The organism is Actinomadura rayongensis (genome assembly GCF_009831215.1).
Classification (GTDB): domain Bacteria; phylum Actinomycetota; class Actinomycetes; order Streptosporangiales; family Streptosporangiaceae; genus Spirillospora; species Spirillospora rayongensis.
In genome coordinates, this window is the sequence record NZ_WUTW01000001.1 from 436,066 (window position 1) to 453,512 (window position 17,447).

Annotated in this window: 18 protein-coding genes and 1 pseudogene; 10 read left to right on the top strand and 9 right to left on the bottom strand. The window is 73.2% G+C overall.

The window, feature by feature from the left end; genetic code table 11:
- Positions 1-77 precede the first annotated feature (77 nt).
- Both GQ466_RS02090 and GQ466_RS02095 read left to right on the top strand, forming a co-directional pair.
- Positions 78-305, top strand: coding sequence for a hypothetical protein (locus GQ466_RS02090; RefSeq protein ID WP_161101055.1), 228 nt, complete (start codon positions 78-80; stop codon positions 303-305).
- A 43-nt stretch (positions 306-348) separates the two neighbouring features.
- Complete coding sequence (locus tag GQ466_RS02095) at positions 349-909, top strand: adenylate/guanylate cyclase domain-containing protein (RefSeq protein WP_161101056.1); 561 nt, start codon at positions 349-351, stop codon at positions 907-909.
- Positions 910-916: 7 nt separating this feature from the next.
- On the opposite strand, the gene nucS is transcribed toward GQ466_RS02095, so the two are convergent.
- Positions 917-1,597 (bottom strand): endonuclease NucS, encoded by a 681-nt coding sequence (gene nucS, locus GQ466_RS02100; protein ID WP_161101057.1) that lies wholly within the window; start codon positions 1,595-1,597, stop codon positions 917-919.
- Between the two features lie 137 nt (positions 1,598-1,734).
- On the opposite strand from nucS, the gene GQ466_RS02105 reads away from it, so the two are divergent.
- Positions 1,735-2,472: an AMP-binding enzyme gene (locus GQ466_RS02105; protein ID WP_161101058.1), complete on the top strand. Its 738-nt coding sequence runs from the start codon at positions 1,735-1,737 to the stop codon at positions 2,470-2,472.
- Here the strand turns inward: GQ466_RS02105 and GQ466_RS30575 are convergent.
- Positions 2,408-4,048 (bottom strand): GNAT family N-acetyltransferase, encoded by a 1,641-nt coding sequence (locus GQ466_RS30575; protein ID WP_202419930.1) that lies wholly within the window; start codon positions 4,046-4,048, stop codon positions 2,408-2,410. The genes GQ466_RS02105 and GQ466_RS30575 overlap by 65 nt on opposite strands.
- Before the next feature lie 10 nt (positions 4,049-4,058).
- Complete coding sequence (locus GQ466_RS02115; protein ID WP_161101059.1) at positions 4,059-5,033, bottom strand: LLM class flavin-dependent oxidoreductase; 975 nt, start codon at positions 5,031-5,033, stop codon at positions 4,059-4,061.
- Between the two features lie 43 nt (positions 5,034-5,076).
- Between GQ466_RS02115 and GQ466_RS02120 the strand changes: the two genes are divergently transcribed.
- The 5 genes and pseudogenes from GQ466_RS02120 to GQ466_RS02135 all read left to right on the top strand — a co-directional run bounded on the left by GQ466_RS02120 (position 5,077) and on the right by GQ466_RS02135 (position 8,967).
- The gene (locus GQ466_RS02120; protein ID WP_161101060.1) at positions 5,077-6,570 is read left to right on the top strand and encodes a 3-hydroxyacyl-CoA dehydrogenase family protein; all 1,494 of its coding nucleotides are present in this window, start codon (positions 5,077-5,079) and stop codon (positions 6,568-6,570) included.
- Positions 6,571-6,668: 98 nt separating this feature from the next.
- Positions 6,669-6,728 (top strand): annotated as a pseudogene (locus GQ466_RS32585) (helix-turn-helix domain-containing protein); the annotation flags it as partial.
- Positions 6,729-6,823: 95 nt separating this feature from the next.
- Positions 6,824-7,915 (top strand): RNA-guided endonuclease InsQ/TnpB family protein, encoded by a 1,092-nt coding sequence (locus tag GQ466_RS02125; protein WP_337193389.1) that lies wholly within the window; start codon positions 6,824-6,826, stop codon positions 7,913-7,915.
- Positions 7,912-8,223 carry an ATP/GTP-binding protein gene (locus GQ466_RS02130; RefSeq protein WP_161101061.1) on the top strand — a complete coding sequence of 104 codons (312 nt, stop codon included), beginning with the start codon at positions 7,912-7,914 and terminating at the stop codon, positions 8,221-8,223. The genes GQ466_RS02125 and GQ466_RS02130 overlap by 4 nt, the downstream gene beginning before the upstream one ends.
- 21 nt (positions 8,224-8,244) lie before the next feature.
- Entirely contained in the window at positions 8,245-8,967 is a 723-nt protein-coding gene (locus GQ466_RS02135) for an alpha/beta hydrolase (protein WP_161101062.1), read from the top strand.
- Position 8,968: 1 nt separating this feature from the next.
- Here GQ466_RS02135 and GQ466_RS02140 read toward each other — a convergent pair whose 3' ends face one another.
- From GQ466_RS02140 to mce, 3 genes are all read right to left on the bottom strand, one after another.
- Entirely contained in the window at positions 8,969-10,318 is a 1,350-nt protein-coding gene (locus GQ466_RS02140) for an AI-2E family transporter (RefSeq protein ID WP_337193278.1), read from the bottom strand.
- 169 nt (positions 10,319-10,487) lie between these two features.
- Positions 10,488-11,783 carry a DivIVA domain-containing protein gene (locus tag GQ466_RS02145; RefSeq protein WP_161101063.1) on the bottom strand — a complete coding sequence of 432 codons (1,296 nt, stop codon included), beginning with the start codon at positions 11,781-11,783 and terminating at the stop codon, positions 10,488-10,490.
- Between the two features lie 345 nt (positions 11,784-12,128).
- Positions 12,129-12,557, bottom strand: a complete 429-nt coding sequence (gene mce / locus GQ466_RS02150) for a methylmalonyl-CoA epimerase (protein WP_161101064.1) — start codon at positions 12,555-12,557, stop codon at positions 12,129-12,131.
- A 116-nt stretch (positions 12,558-12,673) separates the two neighbouring features.
- Here mce and GQ466_RS02155 point away from each other — a divergent pair, with 116 nt between their 5' ends.
- Positions 12,674-13,858 (top strand): acetyl-CoA C-acetyltransferase, encoded by a 1,185-nt coding sequence (locus GQ466_RS02155; RefSeq protein ID WP_161101065.1) that lies wholly within the window; start codon positions 12,674-12,676, stop codon positions 13,856-13,858.
- 3 nt (positions 13,859-13,861) lie between these two features.
- On the opposite strand, the gene GQ466_RS02160 is transcribed toward GQ466_RS02155, so the two are convergent.
- The gene (locus GQ466_RS02160) at positions 13,862-14,479 is read right to left on the bottom strand and encodes a DUF4230 domain-containing protein (protein ID WP_337193279.1); all 618 of its coding nucleotides are present in this window, start codon (positions 14,477-14,479) and stop codon (positions 13,862-13,864) included.
- A 146-nt stretch (positions 14,480-14,625) separates the two neighbouring features.
- On the opposite strand from GQ466_RS02160, the gene GQ466_RS31210 reads away from it, so the two are divergent.
- The gene (locus GQ466_RS31210; RefSeq protein ID WP_337193280.1) at positions 14,626-14,949 is read left to right on the top strand and encodes a DUF3817 domain-containing protein; all 324 of its coding nucleotides are present in this window, start codon (positions 14,626-14,628) and stop codon (positions 14,947-14,949) included.
- Here GQ466_RS31210 and GQ466_RS02170 read toward each other — a convergent pair.
- A complete protein-coding gene (locus tag GQ466_RS02170; protein WP_202419932.1) occupies positions 14,889-16,382 on the bottom strand; it encodes a hypothetical protein in 1,494 nt (497 codons plus the stop codon). The two genes, GQ466_RS31210 and GQ466_RS02170, sit on opposite strands and share 61 nt — an antisense overlap.
- Positions 16,375-17,262 (bottom strand): ATP-binding cassette domain-containing protein, encoded by an 888-nt coding sequence (locus GQ466_RS02175; RefSeq protein ID WP_337193281.1) that lies wholly within the window; start codon positions 17,260-17,262, stop codon positions 16,375-16,377. The genes GQ466_RS02170 and GQ466_RS02175 overlap by 8 nt, the downstream gene beginning before the upstream one ends.
- Positions 17,263-17,447 lie beyond the last annotated feature (185 nt).

A 17,447-nucleotide genomic window follows, 5' to 3' on the forward strand; every position in this document is an offset into this window, starting at 1 on the left:
AGCGTATTTGGCCGCGGGAAGTCGTGGCTCCGGCCAGAGTGGTGCCCCGTCGCAATGTCCGAACGAGAGGAGCCGCCATGCGCTCAGTCGAACGTTCGCTGACGACCGTCCAGCGGTTCGACCAGCCCGGCGACCGCCACCGCGCCGAGGACCCGGCGCGCACCGCCCATCTGGCGCTGTCGCTGATCACGGTCTGGTCGATCCGGACCGGCCGGCGGCTGCGCGCCGCGCCGATCAGCGACCTGACCTCCGCCGAGCTGGAGGCGTTCTGGGCCGACCCGCTCATGGACGACGAGCCGCCGTGACCGCCCGGCGCGCCTCCCGACGACCCCCCAGCGAGAAGAGACCATGAACCGGACCATCATCGGCACCGACATCGTCGGCTTCGGCCACGACCGCCGGCGCGACGCGGGCACCCAGGCGTTCCTGCGCGACCGCATGTACGGCGTCCTCAGCGACGCCTTCAAGATCACGGGACTGCCGTGGGAGGACTGCCGCTTCGAGGACCGGGGCGACGGCGTCCTCATCATCACACCGCTCGACGTGGACCCGGCCGAGGCGATGGACCCGCTCGCCCACCACCTCGCCGCGCTCCTGCGCCACGCGAACCGGCTCGCCAACCCGATCAGCCGGCTCCGGCTGCGCGTCGCCGTCCACAGCGGACGGGTCCACGAGGACCCGTTCGGCGTCCACGGCGACGCGGTCAACCACATGGCGCGGCTGCTGGACGCCGCCGCGTTCAAGGACGCGATCGAGGACGCGGGCGCCGACGTCGGCCTGCTCGTCTCCGGCGCCCTGTTCGGCGAGGCGACGGCCGCCAGCATCATGGTCAACCCGGCCGCCTACCGGGAGATCGAGGTGACGAACAAGGAGACCAGGACCGTCGCCCACCTCTGGCTGTCCGCCTAGAACCCGGCTAGAACAGCGTGCCCTCGTGCTCGATGCCGCGCAGGGCGTCGTAGTCGAGCGTGACGCAGTCGATGCCCCGGTCGGCGGCGAGGACGCGCGCCTGCGGCTTGATCTCCTGCGCGGCGAACACCCCGCGCACCGGCGCGATCAGCGGGTCGCGGTTCAGCAGTTCGAGGTAGCGCGTCAGCTGCTCGACGCCGTCGATCTCGCCCCGGCGCTTCAGCTCGACGGCGACGGTGCGGCCCGCCGCGTCCCGGCACAGGATGTCGACGGGGCCGATCGCGGTCGGGTACTCGCGGCGGATGAGCGAGTAGCCGTCGCCGAGCGTCGTGATGTGCTCGGCGAGCAGTTCCTGGAGGTGGGCCTCGACGCCGTCCTTCTGGAGGCCGGGGTCCAGGCCCAGTTCGTGGCTGGTGTCGTGCAGGACCTCGTGGACCGTGAGGATGAGCCGTTCGCCGGACTTGCCGTGCGTGACCGTCCAGCGGGCGATCGCGCCGCCCTCGTCGAACGGCTCCTCCTTGAGGGAGCACGGCGGGTTCATCCAGTTCAGCGGCTTGTAGGCGCGATCGTCGGCATGGACGCTCACGCTGCCGTCCGCCTTGATGAGGACGAGGCGCAGCGCCAGGGGGAGATGGGCCGTGAGCTTGCCGGCGTAGTCGACGCTGCACCGGGCGATAACGAGACGCACGGCGCCCGAGCTTAGTTCGCCCGGGCGCCCGGCGCGTTCCGGACGCCTGTTTGCGGCCGTCCGGCGGGGTGATTGTTGCTTCGCCGCTTATCGTCCGGTCCGGGGCGTTCGTGGCATCATCCCGGGCGGGAGGTGCGATGGCCCACGACGACGTCGAGGCGGAGCTGAACCGGCATCCGGCCGTCCGCGAGTGCGCGGTCACGACGATCCGCGCGACGAGCGGGCGGGACGTCCTGGTGGCGTACGTCGTCAGCGCGGATCCGTCCCTCGACGCGCAGAAGGTCCGGACGTTCCTGAACGCCCCCAAGGTGCGCTCCGCGCGGATCCCGCGCGCGGTGGTCCTGGTGGACGAGCTGCCGCGCCGGGCGTCCGGCGAGGTCGACCGCGACGCCCTGCCGCTGCCGGTCCAGGCCGGCCCGCCGCGCGGCGGCAAGGGCGGCGGCGGGTTCGGCGACGGCGAGCGCATCGGCGCGCTGCTGGGCGTGGCCGCCGTCGTGACGCTGCTGTCGCTCGTACTGACGAACGCGTTCTGGCCCGGTTCGACCGACGTGTCCGCCGTGCCCGGGCCGTGGTCCGGCTTCTTCCGGGGGCTCTACCTGGCCGAGTCGCTGGCGTTCGGGCTCGGCGTCGCGTTCCTCATGTTCGGGCACCCGATGCTCGACCGGTTCGACCGGCCCCGGTGGCTGACCCGCCTCGCGCATCTGGCGGTCGTGTGGCTGCTCGCGTCGTGGTGGCCGCAGGACAACTCCTACCGGCTCACCGGCAAGACGGACTGGGGGTCGCAGGCCGCGCTGGTCTACGGGTTCAACATCACGCTGATGGTCGCCGCGGGCGTGCTCGTCGCGTTCGCGTTCGCCCGGCACCGCGACGACTGACGTCCAGGTCCCGGAACATCGCGCCGAGCGCCCGGTTCGCGTCTTTGACGGCTTCTGTGGCGTTGTCGAGGGCTTCGGGGGTGCGGGCGGCGAGCGCGACGCCGAGGTAGGGGGCGGGGTCGAACGCCGCCGTCGGGATCGTCACGACGAGCACGGCGTCCGCGCACGCCCGGGTGAGCTTGTCGACGTGGCGGCGCAGCGCGGCCGGGGGCAGGCGGGCGCCGAGCGGCACGCGGTCCAGCGTCCGGACGAGGTGGTCGCCGCCGCGCAGTCGGTCGAACGTCGCCTTGAGATGGAACGCGACGGCCGGGCCGGTGAGGCGCAGGTTGATCTCGGTGGGGGCGAGGCGGCCCGTCCGGGCGGTGACGAAGTCGACGTCGTACCAGCCGCGATAGCCGTCCTCGGCGAGCACGCGGCCGACCGCGACGCCGAACGTCTCGGCCGTCGTCGCGATGGCGTCCGGGACGCGGCCGACGGTGACGCCCTGGTAGGCGGTTCCGGCGACGTCCATCAGGCCGGTGCCGACGGGGTGGACGGTCCCGTCGCCGTCGATGAACGCGTCGAACGTCGGGTCGGGGAAGCGGTCGTCCTTCGCGACGTGCTCCTCCACCAGCAGCCCCGCGACGCGGCGCGGGAGGCGCCCGCCGGGGGTCACGACGCGCGTCCCGGAGCCGCCGACGCCGTACTCCGCCTTCAGGACGAGCGGCCCCGCGGCCAGCTCCCGGACCAGCGCCCGCCGCGAGCGCACCGGGCGGCGCGCGGGGACGACGATGCCCGGATGCCCGGGTGCGAGGGCCGTGAACAGCGCGTGGGCGTGGCGTTTCGACTCGTACCTGCGGACGGCGGCCATGACGGCGGGCGGCGCGGCCGTCTCGCCCCACGGCACGACGCGTCTGCCCGGGACGCGGGTGAGCGCCGGGACGTCGTCCCAGCCGAGCGTGTCGGCGGTCGCGCGGAGCCACCACGCGTCCACGCGCTCGGGCAGCACCAGCCCGGCGGGCTGCGGCCCGCAGAACGTCACCATGCAGGAGTAGTGGTCGGGGCGCTGCGGAACGTCCGAGAACTGGCCGTTGAACGCGGCGACGTTCCCGACCCGGACGTCCGGGCCGCCCGCCGCCCACGCGCGCGCCCACGCGGGCTCCGGGCGGATCGGCCACGCCGTGAAGACGGGCAGGTCCGCGTCCGGCGCGGTGGGCTCGGCGCCCATCGCGCGGTAGAAGCCCGCCGCGTGCGGGTCCGACCGGACGGTCACGCGGGTGAACCCCCGGCGTCCGGCCTCGTGGAGGACGTGCCGGTACAACAGCTGTCCGACGCCGTTCCGCAGGACGCGCGGTTCCACGAACAGCAGGCCGAGTTCGCCGTCCGGCGGGTCGCCGTCCAGGGTGGCGACGCCGGCGACCGCGCCGTCCTGCTCGGCGACGACCGCGCGCCGCGCCGCGACGTCGCCCGGCCGCAGCCGCAGCTCGTCCCGGCACGCCGCGAGGAACGCCGCGTCGTAGCCCCAGTGCGCCTTGGACCGCAGGACGAGCGCGCTCAGCGCCTCCGCCTCGTCCGGCCGCGCCGCCCGCACCCGCATGCCGCCCAGGCTAGGACCTCAGGCGGGGCAGCACCTCGGTGCCGAGACGTTCGAGGTTCTCCAGCGTCGCGGCGGCCGAGCCCGCGCCCTCGACCAGGAACATCAGCCGGTCGATACCCGTGATGGCCATCGTGGCGCGGATCGCGGCGGCGCACTCGTCCGGGCTCCCCACCGGATGCGTCGCGCAGAGCCGCCGCACGTACGCCTCGGGGTCGCGGGCCGGGCGCGGACGGTCGTCCACCGGGACATAACCGTCCAGACCGGGGCCGAGCCAGCGCGGCATCTCGCGCAGCAGCAGGTCCGTCGCCGCCTCCCGGGAGGCGCCGACCTGCGCCAGGTGCGCCGACACGTGCGGCGCCGGGACGCCGTGCCGCGTCACCGCCCGCGCTTTCTCGGCGTCGTCCACGTGCATCCCGAGCAGCATCGGCAGGCCGCGCGCGGCGGCGACGGCCTCGGTCTCCGGCGACGTGCACGCCACCACGACGGGCGGCGGCGCGGCGGCGCGCGGGACGACCGGGACCTCACGGAACGCGAAGTGGTCGCCCGTCCAGCCGACGCGCTCGGACCGCAGCCACGCCAGCAGCAGGTCCAGCGCCTCGGGGAAGCCCTTCTCGTAGCGGGCGAGGCCCGTCCCGAAGACCTCCAGGTCCTGCCAGGGGCCGCCGCGCCCGACGCCGAGCGTGAGCCGTCCGCCCGAGACCAGCGAGAGCAGCGCCGCCTCCTCGGCGACCGCGACCGGGTGGCGGGTCGGGAGCACCGTGACGGCGGTGCCGACGGTGATCCGCCGGGTTCGTCCGAGGATGTGCCCGGCGAGCGTGAGCGCCGACGGGATCACTCCGTAGGGCATGAAATGGTGCTCGGCGAGCCAGACGTCGTCGAACCCGGCCCGCTCGGCGGCGACGGCGGCGCGGACGGTCCGGTCGAGCGACGCGGCGTCGTCCTCGCCGGGGAGGCGGGCGGCCAGCAGGAAGACTCCGAAGCGCACCTCCGGGTCATACCCCGCGAAACCCCTCTGGGAGACTGCGGGCATGAGCACGGTTTCCTTCAGCAAGGTCGGTGTGGTCGGACTCGGGACGATGGGCGCGGGCATCGCGGAGGTCGTCGCGCGGGGCGCCCTGCCCGTCGTCGGGATCGAGATCAACGCGGACGCGCTGGAGCGCGGGCGCGGCCACCTGGAGAAGTCCACCGGACGGGCCGTCAAGCGCGGCAAGCTCACCCCCGACGGACAGCGCGAGATCCTGGACCGGATCGAGCTGTCCACCGACTTCGCGGCGCTGGCGGACTGCGATCTCGTGATCGAGGCCGTCCCGGAGCGGATCGACCTCAAGCGCCAGGTGTTCGCGCGGCTGGACGAGGTGTGCCGGGCGGACGCCGTGCTCGCCACCAACACCTCGTCCCTCTCGGTCACCGAGATCGCCGTCGCCACGAACCGGCCCACCAAGATCGTCGGCGTCCACTTCTTCAACCCGGCGCCGGTGATGAAGCTGGTCGAGGTCATCACGACCGTGCTCGCCGAGCCGACCGCCGTCGCGGGCGTCGCCGACCTCGTCACCAAGCTCGGCAAGACGCCGGTGACGGTCGGGGACCGCGCCGGGTTCGTCGCCAACCGGCTGCTGTTCGGCTACCTCAACCAGGCCACGGCGATGCTGGAGAACGGGCACGCGACCCGCGACGACATCGACCTCGCGATGAAGGTCGGCGGCGGGCTGCCGATGGGGCCGTTCACGCTCATGGACCTGATCGGGCTCGACACCTGCCTCGGCGTCCTGGACGCGGTGTACGCCGAGTCGCGCGACCGCCGCCACGCCCCGTCGCCGCTGCTGCGCGAACTCGTCGCCGCCGGGCTGCTCGGCCGCAAGACCGGACGCGGCTTCTACGCCTACGACGGCGCGGAGCCCGAGACCGCCGAGACCTCCGCCGCCGCGCCCGCCGTCGCCGTCGTCGGCGCGGTGCCCGGCATCGAGGGCTCCGCCGACCCGTCCGCCGCCGACCTGGTGATCGTCGGCGAGGGCGCCGCCGTGCCCGACGCCGTCAAGCCCGGCACGGTCGTCGCGTTCCTCTCGTCCGCGCCGGTCACCGACCGCGCCGTCGCCACCGGCCGCCCCGGCGACGTCGTCGGCCTCTGGCTCCCCGAGGCGGGCACGCCGCTCGCCGAGATCGCCGTCACCGCGCTCACCGACCCGTCCGCCGCCGACCGCGCCGCCGCCGCGCTCGCCGCCCTCGGCCTGACCCCCGTCCGCTGCCGCGACCGCGCCGGCCGCATCGTGGACGCGCTGCGCTTCCCCTACCTCAACGACGCCGCCCACATGCTCGGCGCGGGCTACGCCGACGCCGCCAGCATCGACGCCGCGATGACGCTCGGCTGCGGCTACCCGACCGGCCCGATCGCCGACCTGGACCGCCTCGGCACCGCCCGCGCCGTGACCGTCCTCGACGCCCTCTACGACGAGTCCCGCGAACCCGCCCTCGCCCCCGCCCCGATCCTCCGCGAACACGCGACGGCCGCCCGCCCCCTGCACTGACCGGGCCGGACACGAGCGTCTCGCATGTTGCGCATCGGCGGTCCGAACATTGCTGAGTCCACCTGAAACGATCAGGCGTCCGGTGATGGAATCGCGTGGTGCGGCTTCGATATCAGTTCCGCGTCTACCCGACGCCCGCTCAGCGGCAGGCGCTCGCGCGGGCGTTCGGCTGTGCGCGGACCGTGTACAACGACGGATTGCGCGCGCGGCCGGACTGCCCTACATCCGGGACGCCGAGCTGCAGAAGCAGGTCATTACAGCGGCGAAACGGACTGCGGACCGGGAATGGCTCGGCGAGGTGTCCTCGGTGGTGCTGGTTCAGGCGCTCGCCGACCTGCACGTCGTCTACCGGAACTTCTTCGACTCGGTCACCGGCCGCCGGAAGGGTCCACGGGTCGCGGCGCCCCGCTTCAAGTCGCGCAAGGATTCCCGGCAAGCGATCAGGCTGACGCGCAACGGGTTCTCGGTCCGCCGCAACCAGCGCCTGTACCTCGCGAAGATCGGTGAGATCCGCGTCCGCTGGTCACGGGATCTGCCGTCGGACCCGTCGAGTGTGACGGTCTTCCGAGACGCCGCAGGCCGATATTTCGCATCGTTCGTCGTCGATGCCGTCGACGCAGCCTTCCCGGAGGCGTCGCGCCGAATCGGCATCGACTTGGGTCTGTGTCATTTCGCAGTGCTGTCCGACGGCCGAAAATTCGACAACCCTCGTTTTTTGCGGCGCGCGCAACGGCAACTGCGCAAAGCTCAGAAGGCTCTGGCTCGTAAGACGGAAGGCAGCGCGAACCGAGGCAAGGCGAAGCGTCGTGTCGCGAAGCTGTTTGCTCAGGTGGCCGACGCCAGAAGAGACCACGCCCACAAGCTCTCCACTGCTTTGATTCGCGACAACCAAGCGATCTACGTGGAGAACCTGTCGGTCGCCGGGCTCGGACGGACACGGCTGGCCAAGAGTGTGCATGACGCCGGATGGGCGCAGTTCGTCGCGATGCTGGAGTACAAGGCGTCCCGGTACGGCCGAACGTTCGGTCGGATCGAGAGGTTCGAACCTACCTCGCAGGTCTGCTCAACCTGTGGATTCAAAGGCGAGTCAAAGCCTCTGCACGTCCGCGAGTGGACGTGTCCGGCCTGTGGTGCCGCTCACGACAGGGACGTGAACGCGGCTCTCAACATCCTGGCCGTCGGACAGACGGACAGGCTAAATGCCTGTGGAGCACGGGTAAGTCCGGGATCCGTCCCGGCGCCGCGCGGTGAAGCAGGAACCCGGCCCGGCCCGCGCATGCGGGCAGTGGGCATCTCGGGCGAACCGGCGCGAGAGGATGTCAACGGAATATCCTGGTCGGCATGAGCCCCCGCAAGAACCGTCGCGATGTTCCGGGGCGCCGGGCGTCCGGCGCGGCGTGGAACGCCGGTGTCGAGGACGGGCCGGACGGTACCTGGAACGTTGTTCCGGTTCCGGGCGCCCGGGCCGTGAAGCCGTACCGGTGTCCGGGGTGCGACCAGGAGATCGCGGCGGGCGTCCCGCACGTCGTGGCATGGCCGGCGGACGGGCCGGGCGGGGCGGACGAGCGGCGGCACTGGCACACGCCGTGCTGGAAGGCGCGGACGCGGCGCGGGCCGCGCGTGCTGCGGTCGCGCGGCGCCCCGCGGTATTGAGCCGGTACTGAGAGGAACGTCATGGCGGAGATCCGGGCCGGGTCGGTGCTGCCCGCGCGGCGGGAGGACATCGTCCTGGAGACGGCCGACGGGCTGAAGCTCGTCGGGGAACTCGCGCTGCCCCCCGAGCGCGAGCCCGTCGCCACGCTGCTGTGCCTGCACCCCCTGCCGACGGCCGAGGGCATGATGGACAGCCACCTGCTGCGCAAGGCGTCCTACCGGCTGCCCGCGCTGGCGGACGTGGCCGTCCTGCGGTTCAACACGCGCGGCACGTCGTCGCCGCGCGGGACGAGCGAGGGCGTCTTCGGCGACGGCGAGACCGAGCGGTACGACGTCGCCGCCGCGCTGGAGTACGCCGAGTTCCACGACCTGCCGCATCCGTGGCTGCTCGGCTGGTCGTTCGGCACCGAACTGGCGCTCAAGTGGGGACGGGACCCGGTGACGGAGGGGCTGATCCTGCTGTCACCGCCGCTGCACCGCGCCACCGACGCCGACCTGGACGCCTGGGGCGCGGACGGCCGTCCGGTCGTCGCGCTGATCCCCGAGTTCGACGACTACCTGCGCCCGGCCGAGGCCAAGGAGCGGTTCGCGCGGATTCCGCAAGCCGAACTCGTTCCTGTGGACGGCGCCAAGCACCTGTGGGTCGGGGAGAACTACGTCCGGATCGTGTTGAACGAGATCGTCCGCCACGTCGCGCCCGGGGCCGTCCCGCTCCCCACCGAGTGGGACGACCCCGAAGCCTGACCTACTGCTGTTCCTGCCGGGGCAGGACGACCTCGCGGATGAGCAGCGCGATGGCCGCCGCCGTCGGGATCGCGATCAGCGCGCCGACCACGCCGAGCAGCGTGCCGCCGACCAGGGCCGCCACGATCGTCACGGCGGGCGCGACGTCGACCGTCCGCTTCATGACGCGCGGGTACACGAGGTAGTTCTCGACCTGCTGGTAGATCACGTAGAAGACCACCGCCGCGATGCCCTCGTAGGTCGACCCGGTGAGGAACACGACGAGGCACACGATCACCGCGCCGATCGTCGCGCCGACCAGCGGGATCAGGTCCGTCACCGCGACGATCAGCGCGAGCGCCAGCGCGTACGGGACGCCCATGATCTCCAGGAAGACGTACGACGTGAGCCCGGCGATGAACGCGATCGTGAACTGGCCCGCGACGTAGCCGCCGATGCGCTCCAGGATCTCGTCCCCGAGCAGCGCCACCCGCGCCCGGCGCGAGCGCGGCGCGAGCTGGTAGGCGAACGTCTTGATCTGCGGCAGGGACGACAGGAAGTACAGCGTCAGGATCAGCACGGTGAGCGTCTGGAACGTCCCGCTCAGCGCGACCTTGCCCGCGTCGTACAGCCGGTTCAGCAGGTCCGTCTGGAAGCCCGGCTCGCTGATCTTCTTCTGCGCCTGCTCCAGCAGGTGGTAGCGGCGGTCCCAGTCCGCGATGCGGCGGTTGTTCTGGAGCTGGGTGATGTAGTCCGGGATGTTCTGGACGAGCTTGGTGACCTGCTCGGTCAGCGGCGGGATCAGCGACGCCACGAACCCCGCGAAGAACAGCAGCACGCCGAGGAACACGACCGCGACGGCCCAGCCCCGCGACAGCCCGAGCCGCTTCAGCCGCTCCACCGCCGGGTTCAGCCCGACCGCGAGGAACAGCGCCACGACGATCATGATGAGCACGGACTTGGCGTTGGTGATCGACCGGACGAGCATCCACGCCGTGATCACGCCGAGCGCGGCGGTGAACCCGAACCGGAACGGGTGCGCGCCGAGCGGCGCCCCCGGCCGTCCGAACGGGAACCGGTGGTCCACGCCCGCCTCGCGCTTGCGCTGCTCGACGTCGTGCGCCGGATCGGGCACGGCGTCGTCGCCCACGACCGCGACGGCCTTCGGTGACGCGAGCGGCACGGCCGCCGGTGCGGGCTCGCCCGCGTCCGACGCGTCCGCCCCGTCCCCGGCCCGCACCCCGCCCCCCGACGCCGCGACGCCGTTCGCGCCCGCCTCGGGTGTCGGTGTGGCGTCGTCCGCCTGGGGGGTCGGCGCGGGCACGCCGGATTCGTCGTCCGGCGTGTGCTTCGGCAGCGGCTCGTCGGCCACGGGCTCTCCTCTTCCCCACCCGCCGCCCGGGAGGCGGCCGGTCCCACCACGCCAACTTAGGCGCTCCCCGGCTGAGATGGCGAAAAGCCCGGAGGCGTTCCACCTCCGGGCTTCCCGTTTCACTCGACGGCTCGGGCTCGACGACCGCGCTCAGCACGCGGTCAGCGGGCTACTCCTGCCACCAGTCCTCGTCGTCCTCGTCCTTCTTCGCCTGGGCCTTGGCGGGGCCGGGCTTGGGGGCGGGCTTGGCCGGGGCCTGCTTGGGCTCGGGCTTCTCCGCCGGGGCGGGCGGGGCCTCCTCGACGCCGCCGAGCGCGGGCATCGCGGGGGCGACGCCGCCGATGAGCTGGCGGAGCTGGCTGAGGTGGCTGTTGATGTTGTCCCGCTGGCGGGTCAGCTCGTCCACCTGGCGCTGCGCGGCCGTCCGGACGCGGTCGGCCTCGGCCTTGGTCTCGGCGAGCAGCTGCTCGGCCTGCGACTTGGCCTCGGCGATGACCTGGTCGGAGTTCTTGCGGGCGTTCGCCATGAGCTGCTTGGCGTGCGCGTCGGCCTCGCGGCGGGTCTGGTCGGCCTGCTGGGTGGCCTTGGCGGCCCGCTGCTCGGCGGACGCGGCCCGCTGCTCGGCCTCGGCGACGAGCTTCTGCGTGGCGGCCTGGGCGTTGGCGTGCCGCTCGGCGTCCTGCCGGTCGGCCTCCTCGCGGCGGGCGGCGAGCTGGATCTCGAACTCGGCCTCGGCCTGCGCCCGCTGCGCCTCGCTCTCCTCCAGGATGCGCTGCGCCTGGGCGCGCATCTCGTCGGCCTGGCGCTTGGCGGTCGTGAGGACCTCGTCGCGCTCGCGCTTGGTGGACGCGCGCAGCTGGGCGACCTCGCGCTCGGTCGTGGTGCGCAGCTTGGCGATCTCGCGCTCGGCGGACGCGCGCTTCTCGGCGACCTCGTGGTCGGCGGTGGCGCGCAGCTTGGCGACCTCGCGCTCGGTGGTCGAGGTCAGCTCGTCGGCCTCGCGCCGCGCGGAGGTGCGGACCTCCTCGGCCTCGCGCTCGGCGGCGTTGCGCAGGTCGTCGCCCTCGCGCTGGGCCGTGGCGCGCAGCTCGGCGGCCTCGTTCTCGGCGGTGGCGCGCAGCTCGGCGGCGTCGACCTTGGCCGCGGCCTTGATCTCGTTCGCCTCGCTGCGGGCGGCCTGGACGAGCTCGGTCGCCTGCTCCTCGGCGAGCCGGAGGAGCTGCTCGATGCGCGCTCCGAGTCCGGAGTACGTCGGCCGCTCCTGCTCCTGGAGCTGACGGTGGGCGTCCGACAGCTCTCGCTGCAGTGCCCCCGTCTGTTCGCGGCTCTTCCGCACCTCGTCGTCGAGCTGTTTGATGTGCTCGTCAACCTGGTGCCGGTCGTAGCCGCGGAGCACCACGTCGAACTCGCGTGGGGGCGTGTCTTCGAAGAAGTTGCTGAGCTGGGCGTCGATGTCGGACTGCATGTGGCTCAATCCTGATGTGACGGGGCTACGGGTGGTTCCGGGGACCGCCGGTTGATCGCCTGGCTGAACGGGCGGATGCCCCAGACCTCTTCCGGCGAAAGAAGCGTACTCCGAGCACTGCCGTGTTGGGGGCTCATCTGAACGCACTGCGCGTTTTGTCGTCTTTGCCCGGGCGGCGGGGCTCGTTACAGCTCGTGTACCCCCGGCCCCCCAAAAGCACCAGAGGTGGCCGAAGAGTTACAGAGCGGCACGCCGTGAGCGCGTGATCAACGATGTGATACCGAACACATCACGAAATCGCCGCGTCCGTCCGGACGCTCCGATCACGCGCTCTCGGCGGCTCCGTCAGTCCCGGGCCTTCTCCACCAACTCGGTCAGAACGCCGTGCGCGTCCTTCGGGTGCAGGAAGGTGATCCGCGACCCGAGCGAGCCCCGGCGCGGCTTGTCGTACAGCACCCGGACGCCCTTGGCCGCGATCCCGTCGGCCTCATCCTGGACGTCCCCGTCGGTGCCGAACGCGATGTGGTGGACGCCCTCGCCGTTCTTCGCCAGCCACTTGGCGACGACCGAGTCGTCCCGGATCGGCTGGATGAGCTGGAGGTAGCTCGCCGCGCCGTCCCCGGTCTCGTTGATCTTGAGCATGGCCTCCTTGACGCCCTGCTCCTCGTTCACCTCGTAGTGGACGTCGTCGAACCCGTAGGTCTCCTGGTAGAAGGCGACGGTCGCTTCCAGGTCGTTGCACGCGATGCCGATGTGGTCGATGCGGGTGAGCATGGGGGCTCTCCTCCGGAAGGCCGCGGAACGGTCCGCGGCAGGGCGGTGGGCAGGGCAAAAGGTGCTCGTGGGTATGGTGGCAAACGTCGCCGCCGAACCTCGCTGGAGGCCCCCTGATGTCTGCGAACTCCGTGATCGTCGCCGGAGCGCGAACCCCGATCGGCCGGCTGCTCGGCTCGCTCAAGGACTTCTCCGCCGCCGACCTCGGCGCGCACGCGATCAAGGCCGCGCTGGAGCGGGCGGGCGTCACCGGCGAGCAGGTCCAGTACGTGATCCTCGGCCAGGTGCTCCAGGCGGGCGCGGGGCAGATCCCGTCCCGGCAGGCGGCGGTCAAGGCGGGCATCCCGATGACGGTCCCGTCCCTGACGATCAACAAGGTGTGCCTGTCGGGCCTGGACGCCATCGCGCTCGCCGACCAGCTCATCCGCGCGGGCGAGTTCGACATCGTCGTCGCGGGCGGCATGGAGTCGATGACGCAGGCGCCGCACCTGCTGCCGAAGTCGCGCGGCGGGTACAAGTACGGCTCGGTCGAGGTGCTGGACCACATGGCCTACGACGCGCTGACCGACGCGTTCGACGGCGTCTCGATGGGCGAGTCCACCGAGAGCCACAACGGACGGCTCGGCCTCACCCGCGAGGACCAGGACGCGTTCTCCGCCCGGTCCCACCAGCGCGCCGCCGCCGCCCAGAAGAACGGCCTGTTCGACGCCGAGATCGCGCCGGTGGAGATCCCGCAGCGGCGCGGCGAGCCGATCGTGTTCGCCGCCGACGAGGGCGTCCGGCCGGACACGACCGCCGAGTCGCTGGCGAAGCTGCGGCCGTCGTTCAGAAAGGACGGGACGATCACCGCGGGCTCGTCCTCGCAGATCTCCGACGGCGCCGCGGCGGTCGTCGTGATGTCCAAGGCCAAGGCGGAGGAGCTGGGGCTGACCTGGCTCGCGGAGATCGGCGCGCACGGCAACGTCGCGGGGCCGGACAACTCGCTGCACTCCCAGCCGTCCAACGCGATCCGGCAGGCGCTGGCCAAGGAGGGCCTGGACGTCGCCGACCTCGACCTCGTGGAGATCAACGAGGCGTTCGCGGCGGTCGGCGTGCAGTCCACCCGCGACCTCGGCATCGACCCGGAGAAGGTCAACGTCAACGGCGGCGCGATCGCGCTCGGGCACCCGGTCGGGATGTCGGGGGCGCGGATCGTCCTGCACCTGGCGCACGAGCTGAAGCGGCGCGGCGGCGGCGTCGGCGCGGCCGGGCTGTGCGGGGGCGGCGGCCAGGGCGACGCGCTGATCATCCGCGTCCCCTGACGGTCACTGCGCCGCGCCGACCTGGACGGTCACGCTCGTGAACCCGAGCGCCTTCAGCATGTTGTAGAGCATCTGGCGGGTGTTCCGGTCGGCGCGCGCCTGGAGCCCGCTGCGCGCGGCGGCGTCCTGGATCTTCTGCGCGGCCAGCACGTAGAGCTGCTGCTGGTTGTTCGGATTGCTGCTCAGGGCGTCGCCGATGCGGTTCGTCAGTCCGCGCGAGGTGGAAACGGCGTAACTGGCCTTCGGGTCGAGATTGGCGCGATCCAGCTGCGCGTGCGGCAGCACGATCGTCGCGGTCTTGCGGTCCTCGCTGACCCGGACGGCGCCGGAGCCCAGTTTCGAGAAGTCCACGTACGCGTTCACCGACCCGGAGCCGACGAACAGCGTGCGCGTGCCGCGAATCGCGCTCGGCAGGTATTTGCTGTCCTTCTCCAGGTCCACGATGACCTGGAAGTCGCCGCCCGCCGCCTCGTACCGGCTGAGGTCGCGGATCGACTCCAGCAGGGCGGGGCCGCTGCGGTCCTTGGTGGTCTCGGCGAACGGGTTCAGCCAGCCGGGCAGGTGCAGCGTCCGCTGCGCGACGAGCACGACGGCGATCGTCGCGACGACGAGCGCCAGCACGGCACCGCTCCGGCGGAGGGAACCACGGGGGGATGGGTCGTCCATGCACCGGTGCATTCCCCTACGGATGCGGGCGAACCGCGCGGTGTGACGGGCGGCATAGCCGTCCCGGAAACCCGGGCGCGCGCCCGCGCGTTGGGCCGGACGTGGACAACGTGCGCGCGTTCCGGATCGTCTCGATCGCCGAGGCCGTCTCCTTCCTGGTGCTCCTGCTCATCGCGATGCCGCTGAAGTACGCGGCGGACGCGCCGGCGGCGGTCTCGATCGTCGGGCCGATCCACGGGGTGCTGTTCCTCGGGTACGTCGCGATGGTCTTCCTCGTCCGCCCGGTGCTGGGCTGGAACGCGACGCGGACGGTGCTGGCGCTGCTCGCCGCCGTCCTGCCCGTCGCTCCGTTCCTCGTCGAGCGCTACTGGACCTCGTCCTCCCAGGAGGCCGAGGCGGCGGGCGTCGGCGGCGCGGGCGCCTGAGAACGCCGCGCGGGCACGGTGGGCCGGGGGGTCCCGCCGTGTCCGCGCGGGTGCACCGTCCGGCGGATGCGGGACGGCGCAGGAGCCGCAGGACGGGGCGCCGGACGGCTGACGACCGCCGGGACCGGCACGCGCGGCACCATGATCCGCACCGGCCTCTGCACTCCGAGGACGTGGTCGAGCGTGGGCTCGCGCGCCGGGAACGACGCCGCGTCCAGCGCGCACGTCCGGTAGTCGGCGTAGTGGCCGCGCAGCCAGTCGCGGCGCCGCTCCTCGCTCCACGACGCGAACCGGCGGGCCGTGGCCGCGTCCGGGACGGGCGGCGGGACGGCCCCGGCCAGCCAGGCGTCCACGAGCGCGCGGTACTGCCCGGCGCCCGGCGTCGTGCAGGGGGCCGTGGCGAGGCCGTCCAGGATCTGCCGGACGGCGCGGTCGGCGTACCCGAAGGTCAGCGCGTCCTCCAGCCGGACGGCCGCGACGCCGCCCGCGACCCCGGCGGGCTCGCGCGCCGGCCGCTGCTCGACGCGGGTGAACGCGCCGGGCGTCCCGTTGAGGCGGCTGGCGAGCGGGGTGAACGCGGCCGTCAGCGCGGGCAGCGCGGCCCGCAGCGCCGGGTGGACGCACACCTCCAGCGGCCAGACCTGGCAGGTCAGCTCGGTCGGCGCGGGGTCGACGACGCGGTCGCCCGACGAGTGGAGCCGCACCGTCGCGACGCCCACGGTCAGCAGCGCGAGCGCCAGCGGCGGGACGAGCGCGCGCCGCCGGTCCAGCCAGGCCGCGTAGCCGAGGACGAGCGCGGCCGTCAGCCCGAGCGCCCACACCGTCTGGTCGGCGAGGACTTCCGAGCGCAGCCCGGTGAACAGCCCGACGCGGTCGTAGACGCCGGGCGGGAGCATGCTCCACCAGGACCGTCCGGGCTGGCGCAGCAGCGCCCACGGCGCGGCGGCGGCGAGCACGAGGAACGGCGTCGCGCGGCGCGGCAGGACCCGTCCGGCCAGGTACCCGGCCACGACGTGCAGGACCAGCGCGGACGCCCCGGCGAGCGGGCCGAGCGGGCTCGCCCGCCCCGCCTCCTGGCGCGTCAGCGTCTCGGCCGCGACGACCAGCGCGACCGCCGTGAACGCCACGACCGCCGCCGACGCGAGCAGCAGCAGGTCCAGCAGCCCGGCCGTCGCGGGCGAGCGGGTCGTGAGGTCGCGCAGGAAGTCCAGGCTCCGCTCGCGGACGGCCGCCCACGCGGCCAGCGCCGCCGCCGCCGGGCCGACGAGCCGCGCGGCGGTCAGCATCGCGACGATCGAGTCGTCCCAGTAGGCGACGCCGGGCGTCAGCGACGGCCAGGCGGCCAGGCAGCCCGCGACGGCCAGCACGGGGACCGCGACGAGCAGCGCCGTGCGGCGGGCGTCCTGGCGGAGCACCCGTCCGAGTTCAGACACCGGCCGTGCTTCCCGCGGGCGTCCGGCCCGCGCGGACCCGCGCCGGACGGCCGTCCGCCGCCGTGTCGCGGCCCGTGTCACGACCCGTGTCACGACCCGCGTCGCCGCGCAGGGTGGCGCGCACGGTGGCGCGCGTCGTGCGGCGGATCGCGCGCCGGGCCGGGCCGGGCGTCGTGCGGCGGACCGCGCCGCGGAGCGCACGCGTCATGGAACCGCCGAAGGAACGTGCCAATGAGCCGCCCGCGGTCGGATCGGCGTCGCCGGTGTCACCGGGACGCGTGCCGACCGGGACGGACGTCCCGTCGGTCAGCCGCCCCCGCGCGAGCGTCAACACGCGGTCGCACCAGCCGCCGAGGTCGTCCTCGGACTCGGCGGTGACGATGACCGTCGGCGCCAGCGACCGCAGCAGCGGGATCAGCTCGCGCGCCGCCGCCGCGTCCCCGGGACGCCCGGTGGCCAGCCCGGCGAGCGGCTCGTCCAGCAGCACGAGGTCCGGTTCGTGGACGCAGGTCGCCGCGAGCCCGGCGCGCAGCCGGACGTCCGGCGGCAGGTGCGCCAGTTCGGTCCCGGCCGCGTCGGCGAGGTCGAGGCGTTTCAGCGCCGCCCGCGCGGCGGGCGCGCGCATTCCTTTGTAATAGGCGGCGTAACCGACGAACTCGCCCGCCGTCATGTTCGCCGCGAAGGAGATGCGCGCGGGCAGATATCCGACCCGTGCGCGTATGGCGCGCAGTCCGGCGGAATTCCCCGCGTCGTGCCCGAGAATCCGCAGCGCCCCCGTGCTCGGTCGGCGCAGCGTCGCGAACGTGGCCAGCAGAGTGGTTTTCCCCGAACCGGGTTGACCGGCCAGGCCGACCACGCCTTCGGCGACGCCGAAGGCCACCGGGCGCAGGAGCCACCGCCCCCCGCGGCGGACTCCCATCCCTGCGGCCACGATCGCGGAGAAGTCCGCGACCATGTGTCTTTTACCCCCCGTTGCATCGCCCGGCGCCGCGACGGCCGTGTGCGGGCGGTGCCCGCGGCCGTTCCCCCCTGCCGCCGGCGGCCGTATAAGGCCGCTCGGTTCCG

Bases quoted from the DNA above. Each gene is read 5' to 3' on its own strand.
- GQ466_RS02090 (WP_161101055.1), top strand. From the start codon at position 78: ATGCGCTCAGTCGAACGTTCGCTGACGACCGTCCAGCGGTTCGACCAG.
- GQ466_RS02095 (WP_161101056.1), top strand. From the start codon at position 349: ATGAACCGGACCATCATCGGCACCGACATCGTCGGCTTCGGCCACGAC.
- GQ466_RS02105 (WP_161101058.1), top strand. From the start codon at position 1,735: ATGGCCCACGACGACGTCGAGGCGGAGCTGAACCGGCATCCGGCCGTC.
- GQ466_RS30575 (WP_202419930.1), bottom strand. From the start codon at position 4,048: ATGCGGGTGCGGGCGGCGCGGCCGGACGAGGCGGAGGCGCTGAGCGCG.
- GQ466_RS02120 (WP_161101060.1), top strand. From the start codon at position 5,077: ATGAGCACGGTTTCCTTCAGCAAGGTCGGTGTGGTCGGACTCGGGACG.
- GQ466_RS02130 (WP_161101061.1), top strand. From the start codon at position 7,912: ATGAGCCCCCGCAAGAACCGTCGCGATGTTCCGGGGCGCCGGGCGTCC.
- GQ466_RS02135 (WP_161101062.1), top strand. From the start codon at position 8,245: ATGGCGGAGATCCGGGCCGGGTCGGTGCTGCCCGCGCGGCGGGAGGAC.
- GQ466_RS02145 (WP_161101063.1), bottom strand. From the start codon at position 11,783: ATGCAGTCCGACATCGACGCCCAGCTCAGCAACTTCTTCGAAGACACG.
- mce (WP_161101064.1), bottom strand. From the start codon at position 12,557: ATGCTCACCCGCATCGACCACATCGGCATCGCGTGCAACGACCTGGAA.
- GQ466_RS02155 (WP_161101065.1), top strand. From the start codon at position 12,674: ATGTCTGCGAACTCCGTGATCGTCGCCGGAGCGCGAACCCCGATCGGC.